This is a genomic window from Caballeronia sp. M23-90, from assembly GCF_053574605.1.
This window is the reverse complement of sequence record NZ_JBSIPA010000010.1, coordinates 1-14,169: the sequence shown is the minus strand read 5'-3', so window position 1 is coordinate 14,169 and position 14,169 is coordinate 1. Positions and strand designations below refer to the sequence as shown.

Below are 14,169 nucleotides of genomic sequence, written 5' to 3'. Positions count from 1 at the left end.
CGACGCCGCCCGCCATCTGTCAGATCTGTCAGTTGAGTTCAACCGCCGCAGCGGCATCGACCGGCGATCCTTCCAGCGCTACTGAAGCACGGCCATCCGGTCCGACCGGAACATCGCCAACGAGCGTCGTTCGATACAACTGCCGGTCAAATTCCAGATCGAAGATATCCGAAGGCGCGAGGTGCGCGGTCGAGCGGTTGTCCCAGAATGCGACACTGCCCTTCTCCCACTTGAAGCGCACCGTAAACTCCGGACGCGTCACGTGTTCCCAGAGCAATTCGAGAATCGCCTGGCTTTCGCGGGGCGTCACGCCAACAATGCTTTTCAGGAAGCTCGGACTCACGTAAAGCACACGCTCGCCCGTTTCCGGATGCACGCGCACGAGCGGATGTTCGCTTACCAGCGTGCGTTCTTTCACTGCCTGTTCGAACGCATTGGTTCCACTTGCACCCGCCGGCGCCGTGAACTTGTGAATCCCGCGCAAGCCATCGATAAAACCCCTCAGCGGCGCCGACAATTTTTCGTACGCGACCACGAGATTGGTCCATTGCGTATCGCCACCGTATGGAGGAATGGTCACGCCTCGAAGTATGGATGCAAACGGCGGATTCACCGCGGCAGTGACATCCGTATGCCAGCCCGTCCACGGACGCAGGAGCGACGGCCCTTCAAAGCGCGTTGCTTTCCTGAACTTCGAGATGGAATAGATTTCGCGATGACCATCGACATGCCCGAATACGGGATGCCCGAGCGTCAGCGCTCCAAACTGCGCTGAAAACGCCACGTGCTGTTCGTGCGTCAGGAATTGCTCGCGGAAGAACACGACACGCCACTTGAGCAACGCTGCACGAATCGCAGCAACCTGCCCGGAGCCGAGCGGCCGCGTCAGGTCGACGCCATGAATCTCCGCCCCGATATGCGCGGATAACGGTGTGACGGCAATATCATCGGTATTGGGAATCAGCGCTGCGCTCATCGTGCATCTCCTCGATGGATCCTTCGTGAAAATCGTTCAGAACACGCGCCCTTCCGTCAGATGGGTCGTGTCGCCGTTCAACTGATAATTGCCGATCACGCGCGCCTTGTGCAGCAGCGGGTTGTGGCTGAAGATCGTGCGCAGATTACGCCAGTGACGATCGAAGTTGTGCACGCGCTATGTGGCCGATGCGCCGCCCGCCTCGAACAGACGTTCTGCAGCGTGCAACGCCAGCTTGCTCACCACGATCTGCGTCTTCGCGGTGGCGAGCGCACCTTGCAGCACGCGTTCTTCGGCGTTACCGTCTTGATTGCGGATTGCACTTGCCGAGCGATCGAGCACGCGGGCGTTCTGTTGCACGAGTGCATCGATTGCGTGACTGTGCGCCCCGAGGTCGCCCACGACCTGCTGGATGAAGTGATCCGTGCGCGCTGATTCAGCCGGACTGTGCAGCACCGGCCGTCCATGATTGAGTACGTAGTTCTCGGCATCCGCTACAACATTGCGCACGATGCCGGCAGCCACCGCGACCAGGTGCAATTGCCGCAACGCCCCGCCGTGTCTTCCCGCAAGCGTGGTGTAACCGCGCTTCATGACTTCGTGTGCGAACACCTGGACGTTAATTAAAACGAGGCTGCCGCTCGCGGTCATCCGCTGGCCCATGCCGTCCCAGTCATCGAGCACTTGTACGCCTTCCCGATTGACCGGAATGACGATACTGACCGGTTCGTTCTCTTCGTTTTGCACATTGATGCGCGCGAAGTCGGAGAACGCGGTTCCCGTCGAATAGTATTTCTTGCCGCTCACCCGGAAGTGTTCACCATCGCGTTTCAGCACGGTGCCGATCTCGCCCGGGCGGGACGTGCCGCGCTCGGTTGAAGCGCCGCCGAAAATCGCGCCTTCGAGTACGCGGCCGATTTGTTTGTCGTTGAATTCCGATCTCGGCGCGAGCAACAGCGACTCGGTCAGGTCATAGTGAATGCGCAATGCGTGCGCAACGTTAGACTCTTTTGCGCCGATCGTGGCGATCACCTGGAACAAGTCCTCGAGCGACCCGCCAAGGCCGCCCCATTCGACCGGAATGCGCAGCAAGCCGAGCTCCGACTTGCGAAACACCGCGAAACCGTCGAATGGAAGCTCGCGCCGCAACTCTCGCGCAGCGCTGTCTTCGCCGATCTTTTCCGCCAGTGCCGGCAAGGCGGCCAATGCGGCATCGAGACGAGATGTCGAGGCAGCTCCCTGCGCTGAAGTCATGCTTTCATTCCTTGTCTGGTGTTTGGTGCGCGCGGGGTCCGGGAATCGGAATTGCCTGCAGCTCGAGCGTCAAAGTATAGAGACGCCTTTCACGGCGCAAAACGACCGATTCCGGATAATGTTATTTCCGATGCTGGATTGGAACCGGCACCGGGACCACTTTCGTGTGCGGTCGGGCAACTCCATTGCTCATGGATGTGGCCGGCGGAACCGTTTGCTTCGCGGTTCTTGAGCGTGTCGCTGACAAAGCGGCGAAGCCTCGGCACACCGATGCCTTCATAGTCGTTCGAGATGGTGAACGCTGTGATTTCGTACTTGTTGCGGTCCAGCACGTTGGCAAGCAGGCCAACGCGTTTCGGCCCATCCTGTGTGATCGCCTGAAATATTCGAAACAGGACACGCACTGAATACTTCTTCATTCCGATATTTGGAATATCGTTTCCACTGAGCAAGCCTGGGGGCGAACCCGACGCAACGCAGGATCTACCAACAACGGAGACGAAATCGATGGGACAGTTCAATGGCAAGGTGGCCGTGGTTACGGGCGGCACGCAGGGACTCGGCGCGGCGGTCGCTGCGTTGTTCGTTGAGCACGGTGCGGCGGGCGTGGTGATCTGCGGGCGCTCGCATGACAAGGGCGAGCTCAAGGCCCGCGAGTTGAGCGCGGCTAGTGGCGCGGATGTGCATTACGTGCAGGCGGATTTATCGCAGGTTGAAGATTGCCGCGCGGTGATCGGGGCAGCAGACGCGCGCTTTGGACGTATCGATATCCTGGTCAACGCGGCGGCGTTGACTGATCGCGGCACGATCCTCGATACCGATCCCGCACTCTTCGACCGGATGTTCGCGACCAACGTTCGCGCGCCGTTCTTCCTGATGCAGGAGACAGTCAAGGTCATGCGGCGCGAGCATATCCAAGGGGCGATAGTGAACATCGGCTCCATGTCGGCCATGGCGGGACAACCGTTCATTGCGGCGTATTGCGCATCGAAGGGCGCGCTCGCCACGCTCACGCAAAACACCGCGTATGCGTTGTTGCGCAACCGCATTCGCGTGAACGGCCTGAACCTCGGATGGATGGCGTCGGACGGCGAGGACCGGATTCAGCGGGACTATCACGGCGCCGCCGATGACTGGCTTGAACAGGCCGCGGCCAGGCAACCTTTCGGAAGGCTGATTGCGCCGGAGGAAGCTGCGCGGGCCGTTGCATTCCTGGCGAGCGATGACTCAGGGATGATGACCGGGTCGATGGTGAATTTCGATCAGTCGGTGTGGGGCGCATTCGACGACGCGCCGCATCCTCGCTCCGAAGCGTAGGACATACGCCATCCGGTGGTCATCGGAATCTCACTCGAACGCAGGATCAACAGGCACGCGGTATCCCACCGCAAGCCTGTTGGTCTCGTTGGCCATGCCGACCACGGCGATCAGCTCGCCGAACATCTCATCGGTCATGCCTGCGCGACGCGCGGCGGCCGTGTGGCTCGCGACGCAATAGCCGCAATTGTTCGTTACGCTCACCGCGACGTACAGCAACTCCTTCACGAGCGGATCGAGCGCGCCCGGCGCCATCACGTCCTTGATGCTGTCCCAGGTCCGCGCAAGCGTTGGCGGATGCTGCGCGATGAACTTCCAGAAGTTGTTGACGTCCGGGACGCCCCGTTTCTCCTTGATATCGTCGTAGACGGCCTTCACTTCCGGCGCGGCATCTGCGTATTCGATGGGTTTCATCTGGCTCATGGATTCCTCTTTTCTGACAGTGGTCGTTCGATCGGATGTGAAGCAACGCCTGCCATTCTCCTGCATTCGCTGCCGGATTCAAATACCTGTTCAAGTTTCGTCGATCGACATTCGTCACGCGAATTCGCGGGAATGCTCCGTGCTGCACGAAATCATTGATGCCTGGCCACGCCGGGCCACAACCTGAATATCGACTTGTGGAGCACACATGTCCGTACCGAATCAGGATCACCCGGAAGCGCGCCCACCGTTCGTTGCCGCAAGCGAGCGGCGTGCATCGCCCGAAGACCCACCGCTTGCACCCGGACAACGCGTGGGATTTGCCGTCATTGGGCTAGGCCGTCTCAGTCTGGACTCCATCCTGCCGGCGCTTGCGTCGTGCAAGCTATGCAAGCTTGCCGCCGTCATGACCGGCGATAAGGAAAAAGGCCGGCGCATTGCAGCGCAATACGGGGTGCTGGCGGACGCGGTCTACGCATACGACGAGTGGGACAAGCTTGCGCACAATGCAGATGTGCAGGCGGTTTATATCGTGACGCCGAACGGCATGCATCATGAGCAAGTCATCCAGGCCGCGCGGATCGGCAAACACGTGCTGTGCGAGAAGCCTCTCAGCAACACGTCGGCCGAGGCACTCGAAATGGTTGAAGCTTGCGCTGATGCCGGCGTCAAGTTGATGGTCGCTTACCGGTTGCAATATGAACCGCACAATCGCGACGTCGCGAAAATGGTGCGCTCGGGTGAATTCGGCAAGCTCAAGATCATTGAGGCGCACAACGGTCAGGTACAGGATGACGCAAGCCAGTGGCGTCACGAAGCGAAGCTCGCGGGCGGCGGTTCACTGCCTGACATCGGACTTTACTGCCTGAACTTCGCGCGCTTCGTGACGGGTGAGGAACCCGTCGAAGTGATGGCGTGGGTGTGGAGCACGCCGGGTGATGTACGTTTCACCGAGATTGAAGAGAATGTCGCGTGGCAGATGCGGTTTCCATCAGGCGTCGTCGGGCGTTTTTCAGCGGCCTACGACGCACATGAATCGCGGCACGCGAGGCTTCACTTCCAGACCGCGACGGTCAAGCTCGACCCGGCGTTCTCGTACAAAGGCATCCGGCTTTACGTGAATCACAGGTCTGCCGCACGCGAGGATGTCGAGGTATCGGAAGAACGTGTGTCGGAGGAGAAAAACCAGTTCGGCGCGGAAATGGACCACATGGCCGAATGCGTGCTGACTGGACGCACGCCGGGAACACCCGGCGAAGAAGGTCTGCAGGACCAGCGCATCATGGAAGCGATCTACCGGTCGGCGGCAGAGAACCGGCCGATCATGCTCGAACCCATATCGGGCCCGGACGCCTTCCGCGATGCCCGTCTCTCAGACAAGTGAGCGTGCGTCCATGCAATGGCTTCCTGCGTTCTTTGCGATCCTTGCCGGCATCTCCAATCCGCTGCAGTCGGGCAGCAACTCGGCGCTGCTCAAGACGATCCAGGCGCCGATAGTCGCGGCTTTCATTGTTTATGCAATCGGTGCGGCCTGCCTGCTTGCCGCCATGCCCTTTCTCGGCTTCCCGCTGAAGACAAGCATTTCGAAACTCGCCGATGTCCCTTGGTGGGCGTACATCGGCGGCCTGTGCAACGTGTTGTTCCTGATGTGCACGCTGCTCATCACGAAAAAACTCGGCTCGGCAACGTTCACGACCATCGTGGTGATTTCTGCGGTTATCACGTCGGTGTTGCTGGATCACTTCGGCTTGCTCGGATTCGAAGTGCGGCCGGCCACGTGGTTGCGCATTGGCGGCGCGGCGCTCGCGGCGATCGGTGTGGTGATGATCGCCGTGTTCTAGCCGTGCTCAGAACTTGAACGTATCGAAGAAGGTCTGCCGCTCCAGCACCGTGAGCGCGGCGCGCTTGTGCGGGAAGTCGAATTCCTTGAGCGTATAAAACCCCATCCTGTGCATGTACGCGATATGCCGCACATGATCGATACGCGGTTCGCCAACCAGGCGCTGCGTGCGAGGTTCATCTATAAACATGTAGTGCAGCACCCCGCTCCACCAAGCCTTGAGCTTGCCCGAGCTTTGGAACTGCGCATCGCCTATAAGCAAATGCAGGCCGCGGTCGAAATCGCCGGCATCGTAGAACGGCCCCAGGCGATCTTCCTTCGCCCAGTAGAACTCGAAATACCCGAAAGGTTTGTCGTCGAAATAACCGATCATCGGATGCACGTGCGGGTCCGCCAGCCGCTCTTCCAGATACGCAGCATGTTCCGCACGCGTGCCTTTCTGATCCCAGAAGTAGGCAACGCGATCGAGGTTCATCCATTCGCTGAAGACGTCGGCGTCGGCTTGCGGGTCGACCGTGCGCAAGCTCAACGTCATGCCTATCAACGGAAAATAACGCTCGTATATTGTCCCTTTCGCATTCGGCGGGCGCACCGGATGACGACGATCCTGCGTTACGGTGTAGGTCGATGGCATGGCGCCCGAGGCAGTTGCCTTCAGCCACGGGCGCGGTTGCTGCCAGAAAGTCCAGCGTGATGTCGTGAGCAGGACATGGTCATCGAAGGATTGGACGCTATCGATCACGCCTTCGGCAATCGCGCGGGCGGTGAACGCGTCGAGCGCCCGGGCGTCTGCCTTGGCTACGAACAGTGCGATAGTCGCGCCTTGACGCGAAGGCTCCCCGCAGAAGAGTTCTCCAAGCGCCGGTAATAACGCTTCAGGCGCAAGCTCCGCGTGCCATCCGGTGAATGTGCAATCGGCAATGGCGCTTTCGGCGTCCATCACTTCAGGATGATAAGGAACGTTCATCGTCGTATCTCCGGCGTTTGGCGTGTCAGGTGCAGAGGGTGGCGCGGATGCACGGGTCGCGCGGTCAAAGCGCCACCTTCGTGAAGCGATCCGCCATCGCGGAAAGGCCGCCTTCCAGCGCGGGGAAAAGGCTCAGGTTGAAATTGTTCCAGCGCAGCTCAAGGATGGTGTCGTCTGCATGAATGGGGGTCTTCAGCACGTCGAAGATCACTTCGCCGGAGTCGATGCCGTTATCGACGTAATGAAACGACGCCCCCGTCACGTTCACCGGTGCGACGGGTTGGGTCTGCATCGTGTTCCAGTCGATCACCTTTTCGCCGCGGGCGCCATGCAGCGCGTCGAGCGTCGCGTAAGCACCACGACGTTCATAAGGCGAATCGAGGCGCGTCACGCCCGGATGAATGTTCGCAATCCGCCGGTGAAACACCGCACCGGGACGCACGAGTTCATCGAGGATCACGAGCAGTCCGTCGAGCACGACACAATCCGCTTCGAGTTCGAGCAGCTTTTCAAGCAAGCGATGCTCGAACGCGCTTTTTTGCGGCACGCGTTCAGGCGCGTTCCGCGCGAGTCGCCTGTAAGTGGATGGAATTGCGTGCAGCAGGTTGTTGACCTCTTTTCCATGCACACGTAAATCGGCTGGATGAATCCACTGCTTGCCCGGCTGGCACGAAAAGCCGTAGTGCCTGAGCTTTTCGCGATCCGCGGGCGAGCCTTCATCGTCGTCGTAGATCACGCCCTCCAGCGAGTAGTCATCGCCGAGCGGGGTAGTGTTCAGGCGGTCAACCAGGAATTCGAGCGGCGACTTCATGTATCGAAGACCGCCCTTGTATTCGATCTGCTGCCCCGCACGGTCTGCGGCAGCGTTCCTCAGCGACAGGATATAAACGAGTTTCTTCTTCGACATGACGTTGGATTGAAGATCGGGAGATTAGCTGCAAACGCGCGGTCCGGATGCACCGCGCGCTCCTGCTCAACACGTGAAGATCGAACCTTGCTTACCAGTCGTATCTCGCGGTCGCCACCACGGTGCGCGGGTTGCCGTAGAAGCACGTCGATGTCGACTGGCAACCGCTGACGAACGTGCGGTTGAAGATGTTCTGCGCATTGACCGCGAAGCGCCAGTTACGCGTGTCGTAGTGGATCGCGGCGTCGTACACGGTGTAGCTCGGCACGTAGAGCGAGTTGTCGTAGGCGCCCGCCAGTCCGCTTTGATACCTGATACCCGCGCCAAGACCGAGACCCGCGAGCGGACCCGTATGCCAAGTCCAGTCGCCCCAGAGCGAAGCCATCTGGCGCGGCAACGGAATCGACACCGGCCACTTGTTGAGCGAGTCGTCGTTGGCCTTGATGTTCTTCACATCCTGATACACGTATGCCGCGATCACCGATACATTGCGCGTCACCTTGCCGACTGCGCTCAACTCGATACCGCGCGAACGCACTTCGCCCGTCTGAATCGAAAACGTATTGGTCGGATCGGTTGGATCAGGCGTGAGGACGTTGGTCTGGTTGATCTGGTAGACCGCTGCGTTGAGCATCAGGTTTTTGCTCGGCGGCTGCCAGCGCAGACCCGCTTCGATCTGCTTGCCCTTCGTGGGTTCAGCCAGGCCGCCGCCGGCCAACTTCACGCCAACCGTAGGATTGAACGATGTCGCGTAATTGACGTAAGGCGACAGTCCGTAGTCGCCGAGGAACACCAGCCCCGCGCGTCCCGAGAACGCATGATCGTCCTGCTTGAACTGCGTACCTGCGACCAGGTCGTCCTGCTTCGTGTTGCTCCAGTCCTGACGGCCGCCGAGCGTCAGCACCCAGCGCTGCCACTTGATCTGGTCCTGCGCATAGACGCCGAAGCTGTCCATCGATGAACGCGTATTGGTTTGCCCGTACGAATCGGGACCGGCGAAGATCGCGGTCGATACCGGCGTATAAACCGGGTTGTACATGTTCAGGCTTGGCCCTTGCGCAAGCCATTCGCTGTCTGTGGTGTTCTGGCGGTTGTATTCAAAACCGAGCAGAAGCGTGTGCTCGACCGGACCGGTGCCAAAACGCGCTTGCGCCTGATTGTCGACATCGAAGCGGCTGTAGTTCGGCTGGAACAAGCCGGCGTAACGCGACATGGTCTGCTGCGTCGGGTCGCTGGCATCGAGTCCGGCGCCCCATACCGCGCCCTGATCGAGCGACAGGTGCATCCAGCGCACGTTCTGGCGGAACGTCCAGATGGGATCGAACTTGTGCTCGAACTGATAACCCACCGACCATTCTTTCTTGCGGTAGTACGAATACTTTGGATCGCCCGTGTACAGGTCCGGTGAGATCTTGCCGTTGGGATTGGGCAGGACGGTGCCTTCGGCGGGCAGGAAGTTGTTCGATGCGTCGCCCCAATCCTGCAAATAGCTCGCCGCAATCGTGAGCGATGTACTTGCGGTCGGCTGCCATTTGATTGAAGGCGCGAACGATACGCGTTGTTCCGCATGCGGACCCGTCAGCGAGTTGCCGTCACGTCCTACACCAACGAACCGATACGACAAGGTTCCGTCCTTGTCGATCTTGTCTCCAATGTCGAACGCAATCTGCTTGCGTGCGTAGTCGCCGAGTTGCATCTCGACCTGACGCACGCGTTCGCCGTTCGCGAGCTTGCTCTGAATGTCCACGATCGCACCCGGATCGCCCTGCCCGTACAGCACCGATGTCGGCCCGCGCAGGATCGTGATGCTGTCGATCATGTAGGGATCGACGCGCCAGCTCGCCAGGTTGAGCGTGTTGGGAACCTGCAGCCCATCCTGGAACACGCTTGGCGTGAAGCCCCGCAACGCCGAGTACCAGTCCGATCGAACATCCGCTCCATACGATGAAAACCCAGGCGTATAACGCAAGGCTTCATTGATGCTGGTCGCGCCGGTCTGCTCCATCTGCGCGGCCGTGATCACGTTGATGGTCTGCGGGATCTCGTTGATCGGCGTATCGGTCTTCGTGCCCGTCGCGCTGCGTTTTGCCACGAGCCCGACCGTGCCGTCTCCTTCTGATCCCGCATTGACCGTTATCGCAGGCAAGGTGTTGCCCGGCGTTGCGCCTTGTTGTGTCTTGCTATCCGGCTGTGCGCCCTGGGTCTGCGTACCCTGGGCTGCTGCCTGGGCGTGCGCATATCCGGCCGCCGCTGCGTAGAATGCGATGCCCGTCGCTGCCGCGATCGCACTCCGACGCGTCCCTGTTGCCCACTCCATTTCCGTCGCTCCAAATCACAATGCGGCCTTTTCTCGTGGCCGCGGTTTTATCAAAGAGCGATAGCCATGCGGCCGTCGCTCATCCCGTTTTTTTGTTGGGCTGGAATCCGGCTGGCCGGCCGGTCCCGTGCCGCGTGCTCGGCGAGCGACGCGACAATCTCATCCGAACGCAGTGCCAGAACTGACAACAGCGTGTCGGACAATCCGTGGCTGTCTTCACAGCAGCCTTGCAAATAAATACGTGGTTTGAAATGCTCCGGCGTGGCAAGCCGGTAGTCGCGTTTGACGTCGCCTTTCACGAGTGCATCGCCGAGATGCGGTGCAAGACCATCAAGTAATGCGATATGCGTGTCGCGCCTGTAGCCCGTCGCGAGTACGAGCGCATCGAAGCGTTCGGCGCGCGCAAGTCCTGTCAGGTTGTCGCGTAACGTCAGTTCGATCTGGCCGTTCGTCGCGCGTACAGCCGCTTCGATCCCGGTGTTCGCAAGCAGGCGGTGACGGAGATCGTCGGAGACGTTTTGCAGGTAAAGCATCTCGTAGATCTGTTCGATCAAAGGCCGGTCGACGACCGCATAATTGGTATCGCGAAACCGCTCGATCAGCGAACGGCGGCCATCTTTCGACTGCCCGTAAACCACGTCCGTGTAGGCAGGGTTGAAGATCTCGTTGACGAAGGGGGTATCGTCGGCGGGCTTGAGCGCGCCCGAGCGGATCACCAGGCTCGCATCGACATGCCGAAAACGCCGCGACATATCCACGAATACTTCGGCGGCGCTCTGTCCGCCGCCGATCACCGCGACGCGTTTGCGGGGCGCATCGGTGGCCTTGCCGACCACGCGGTCGATCGATGTCAGATAAGTCGATGAATGGATCACGTTGTGGCTGCCGAGCGCCGCGAACGCCTCGGGAAGCTGCGCCGCTCCGCCGATACCCACGGACAACGCCCGCGTGACGCGCTGCCATTCGCGGCCTTCCCGATCGCACGACGAAACGCGCAGCACGCCGATTTCCTTGCTGCTTCCCGGGCTATGAACCGGTTCGATCGATGTAACGGTTTCGCCGTAATGCAGCCGCTCTTCGAAGGCATCGGCGACCCAGCGCAGATAGTCGTGAAACTCCACGCGAGTCGGATAGAAGCTCTTGAGGTTCACGAAGTCGTTGAGACGGCCGCGTTCGAACAGATAGTTGATGAATGTGAAGCGGCTTTTTGGATCGCGTTGCGTGACGAGATCCTTGAGGAAGGAAATCTGCATGCGGCAGTCGTCGAGCAGCATGCCTCGATGCCAGCCGAACTCGGGCTGCCGTTCAATAAAACAATGCGCAAGCCGTGACGTGGCGGCCTCTTCGGCAAGACGCACGGCCAGTGAAAGATTCGACGGTCCGAAGCCGACGCCGATCAGATCGAATACGGTGTCTCTCTGCATGTCTCAGGTCCCTTATCGGTTTGCGGTGGCGCGTTGAAAAGGCGCGCGGCGGTTGAGTTGATCGGTCACGGTTCGCGCAATTCCACGTTCGACGCCACCTTCGAAGCAAGGCCTGCAATGCTGAGCGCTTCGAAGACATCGCGAATGGTCAGTGCGAAACCGGCTGCACGGGTTGCATCGATAAACCGCACGACATCGAACGAGGTCGCTCCGGCTTCGAAGAGGTTGTCGTCGTGGGACAGCGGCGGCCCGTTGAAAACGTCGCGCCAGAGATGTTCGAGCGTGTGTGCTGTCGAAGCGGCCTCGGCATCCAGCGTGAATGGTTCGGGTACGCTCGATGTCGCTTTGAATCGCGGGTTCGCCGCGTCCAGGGCAACGCTCGGAGCGTCGACGAACTTCGTCACCACGTCGAGATACTCTTGCGCCAGCGCCTTGGCGAATGTTGCATCGACCAGTTCATTTGCGTATGAGAACGCACCCGTCACGCGTCCATCGCGATGTTCGACAATATCCAGCTCCAGCTCGAAGACCACATGGTGCCGGACGTCGTTGAACCCCTCGAGCGAAAGGCCCGCCCAGCTCCGCGCGATCGTTGCAGCCGGGCGCAAGTAGTTGAACATCACCTGGAAGAGCGGATTCGTCAGACCTTCGCGCGGTGCGCGCAACGCCGCGACGACGTCGGCGAAAGGCGTATCTGCATGCGCGTAAGCCGCAAGCGCTGCGTCGCGCACTGCATTGAGGATGGTCGCCGGCGTATCGCGTTCCGCGAGTTGCGTGCGAACGACCACCGCGTTGATGAAGAGGCCAAGCGCGTGACGCGCGGCATCGCCGGAATGCTCGCGGGTTGAAGAAAGCACGCCGATGGGTTGATCGGACACGCCCGTCAGCCGGTATAACGCCACATTGAGCGCGGCGTGCAGCAGCATGGGCAGCGTCGCGTGTGCTTCCACGGACATCGCGCGGGCTCGGCGTATGAGCGTTTCATTGAATTCGAACGCGATACGGCTCGCTGTCCAGCGCGGTTGCATCGCGCGGCCTGATGGGGGCGCCGGCAGGATGCTTGATGAGCCGATGTCCAGCGTTCCGAGCGCATCGCGCCAGAACGCAATGCGTGATTGCGGCGCAGACAGGGGAAGAATTGGCTGCATCGGCAAGGCGCGCGCAACAGGCGAACCCGATATCACCCCGACGTACGTTGAGCGGACTTCCTCGAGCCAGAGGTCGATCGATTGTCCGTCCGAGACAATGTGATGAATCACGAGCGACAGGACATGATCATCTTCGGCAAGTCGCAGAAGCCGGACACGCCAAAGCGGCGATGATTCAAGCAGGTCAAACGGCGTCAATGCGTCCTCGTCCGTGAGCTCGTTCGCACGCGCAACACGCGACGGTTCGTTCGAGAGATCGATCACACGGAGTTCAACCGGACAGGACCCTTCGATACGCTGACCCGGATGCCCGCCCGTTCGTTCCACAAGACGCGTGCGCAGCGCAGGATGCCGCGCCGCAGCTTGCGCAAACGCTTCACGCAGTGCATTGGCGGAAAGCGTGCCGCGCAGGCGCAACGCGATGGGGATGTTGTAAGCGGCGCTGTCCGGCTGCGAACGCCACAGGAACCACAATCCGAGCTGCGCGGCTGACAGTGGCAAGATGCCGTTGGCATCGGGGGTCGGTTGTTGTCCAACCGATCCGTCGAGCATCGCGTCCACACGTCTGGAAAGCGCGACACGTTGGGCGTATTGCGACAAAACCGGCGCCTCGAAAAGCGTGCGCACCGGCACGTCCCGTCCAAGCTGCTCGGCGACGCAAGTCGCAACCCGCACGGCCGCGAGCGAATGACCACCGAGTTCGAAGAAATGATCTGCGCGACCAACACGTTTTACCGTTTCCGCGCCAAGCACTTCGCGCCATATCCTCGCCAGCGCGACTTCCAAAGCATCCGAAGGCGCTTCATAGGCGCGCTGCACACGCTGTGGTTCGGGCAACGCGGCGCGATCGACCTTGCTGTTGGCATTACGCGGCAACGCATCGAGCACGACAATGAACGCCGGCACCATATAGTCCGGCAACGTGTGACGCAGATGCGCGTCGAGCTCGGCGGCATCGGCGCGTGTGGACCGTTTGCGCGCCTCGTCGGTCAGTTCGACGTATGCCACCAGCGCAGCCTGAGCGCCCTTGCCGTTCACTACCGCTACTGCCTCGCGCACATCATCATGCGCGGCAAGTTGCGCTTCGATCTCGCCAAGCTCGATACGCAAGCCACGAAGCTTCACCTGATGATCCACGCGGCCGATGAAATCGAACACGCCATCGGCACGTCGCTTCACCAGGTCCCCTGTTCTATACAACCGAGCGCCCGGAACACCGAACGGATCCGGCAGGAACCGCTCCGCCGTCATCGCAGGCCGGTCGAGATATCCGCGTGCAACTCCAACGCCCTCTCCCCCCAGATACAACTCGCCGATCACCCCAACCGGCAGCGGGTTCAGGCGTGCATCCAGGACATGGGCGGTGCGGGCGCCAACGAGCGTGCCGATCGGAAGGTATGCGCTGTCGGCGAGTTTCGCGGGATCATCGCCGGGATTGAACATCCAGAGCATCGGCGTGATGACGGTTTCGGTCGGGCCATAACCGTTCACGATGCGTGCGTTCGGAAACGCGCGGCGCATCAGTGCGAAGGCCTCGCGCGATGTGGCTTCGCCACCTACGGTCAGCGAACGCAACGTAGGCGGCGCCCCATGCGA

General features: G+C 60.6%; 10 protein-coding genes and 2 pseudogenes. 3 read left to right on the top strand and 9 right to left on the bottom strand.

The annotated features are described in order from the left end of the window. Positions 1 to 28 precede the first annotated feature (28 nt). The 3 genes and pseudogenes from ACRXB1_RS02315 to ACRXB1_RS02305 all read right to left on the bottom strand — a co-directional run. Positions 29 to 976 (bottom strand): TauD/TfdA dioxygenase family protein, encoded by a 948-nt coding sequence (locus tag ACRXB1_RS02315; RefSeq protein WP_449490962.1) that lies wholly within the window; start codon positions 974 to 976, stop codon positions 29 to 31. A 36-nt stretch (positions 977 to 1,012) separates the two neighbouring features. After that, a pseudogene (locus ACRXB1_RS02310) lies at positions 1,013 to 2,230 on the bottom strand (acyl-CoA dehydrogenase family protein). An 89-nt stretch (positions 2,231 to 2,319) separates the two neighbouring features. Next, positions 2,320 to 2,610: pseudogene (locus ACRXB1_RS02305) on the bottom strand (hypothetical protein); the annotation flags it as partial. 127 nt (positions 2,611 to 2,737) lie between these two features. On the opposite strand from ACRXB1_RS02305, the gene ACRXB1_RS02300 reads away from it, so the two are divergent. Then, complete coding sequence (locus ACRXB1_RS02300) at positions 2,738 to 3,547, top strand: SDR family oxidoreductase (protein WP_449490961.1); 810 nt, start codon at positions 2,738 to 2,740, stop codon at positions 3,545 to 3,547. A gap of 30 nt (positions 3,548 to 3,577) precedes the next feature. Here the strand turns inward: ACRXB1_RS02300 and ACRXB1_RS02295 are convergent, their stop codons facing one another. Next, positions 3,578 to 3,970, bottom strand: coding sequence for a carboxymuconolactone decarboxylase family protein (locus ACRXB1_RS02295; RefSeq protein WP_075358441.1), 393 nt, complete (start codon positions 3,968 to 3,970; stop codon positions 3,578 to 3,580). Between the two features lie 208 nt (positions 3,971 to 4,178). Between ACRXB1_RS02295 and ACRXB1_RS02290 the strand changes: the two genes are divergently transcribed. After that, entirely contained in the window at positions 4,179 to 5,354 is a 1,176-nt protein-coding gene (locus ACRXB1_RS02290) for a Gfo/Idh/MocA family protein (RefSeq protein ID WP_075358282.1), read from the top strand. Between the two features lie 10 nt (positions 5,355 to 5,364). Further along, on the top strand, positions 5,365 to 5,811 hold the full coding sequence (locus ACRXB1_RS02285; RefSeq protein ID WP_174364760.1) for a DMT family transporter: 447 nt from the start codon (positions 5,365 to 5,367) through the stop codon (positions 5,809 to 5,811). Positions 5,812 to 5,817: 6 nt separating this feature from the next. Here ACRXB1_RS02285 and ACRXB1_RS02280 read toward each other — a convergent pair whose 3' ends face one another. From ACRXB1_RS02280 to ACRXB1_RS02260, 5 genes are all read right to left on the bottom strand, one after another. Continuing rightward, positions 5,818 to 6,750, bottom strand: coding sequence for a GNAT family N-acetyltransferase (locus tag ACRXB1_RS02280; RefSeq protein WP_449490982.1), 933 nt, complete (start codon positions 6,748 to 6,750; stop codon positions 5,818 to 5,820). Between the two features lie 91 nt (positions 6,751 to 6,841). Then, positions 6,842 to 7,684, bottom strand: coding sequence for a N(5)-hydroxyornithine transformylase PvdF (locus tag ACRXB1_RS02275; RefSeq protein WP_449490960.1), 843 nt, complete (start codon positions 7,682 to 7,684; stop codon positions 6,842 to 6,844). Positions 7,685 to 7,775: 91 nt separating this feature from the next. Beyond that, entirely contained in the window at positions 7,776 to 10,001 is a 2,226-nt protein-coding gene (locus ACRXB1_RS02270; RefSeq protein ID WP_449490959.1) for a TonB-dependent siderophore receptor, read from the bottom strand. A gap of 50 nt (positions 10,002 to 10,051) precedes the next feature. Next, a complete protein-coding gene (locus ACRXB1_RS02265; RefSeq protein ID WP_449490958.1) occupies positions 10,052 to 11,425 on the bottom strand; it encodes a lysine N(6)-hydroxylase/L-ornithine N(5)-oxygenase family protein in 1,374 nt (457 codons plus the stop codon). 65 nt (positions 11,426 to 11,490) lie between these two features. Then, the coding region (locus tag ACRXB1_RS02260) for a condensation domain-containing protein (RefSeq protein ID WP_449490957.1) at positions 11,491 to 14,169 on the bottom strand (2,679 nt) is incomplete at its 5' end.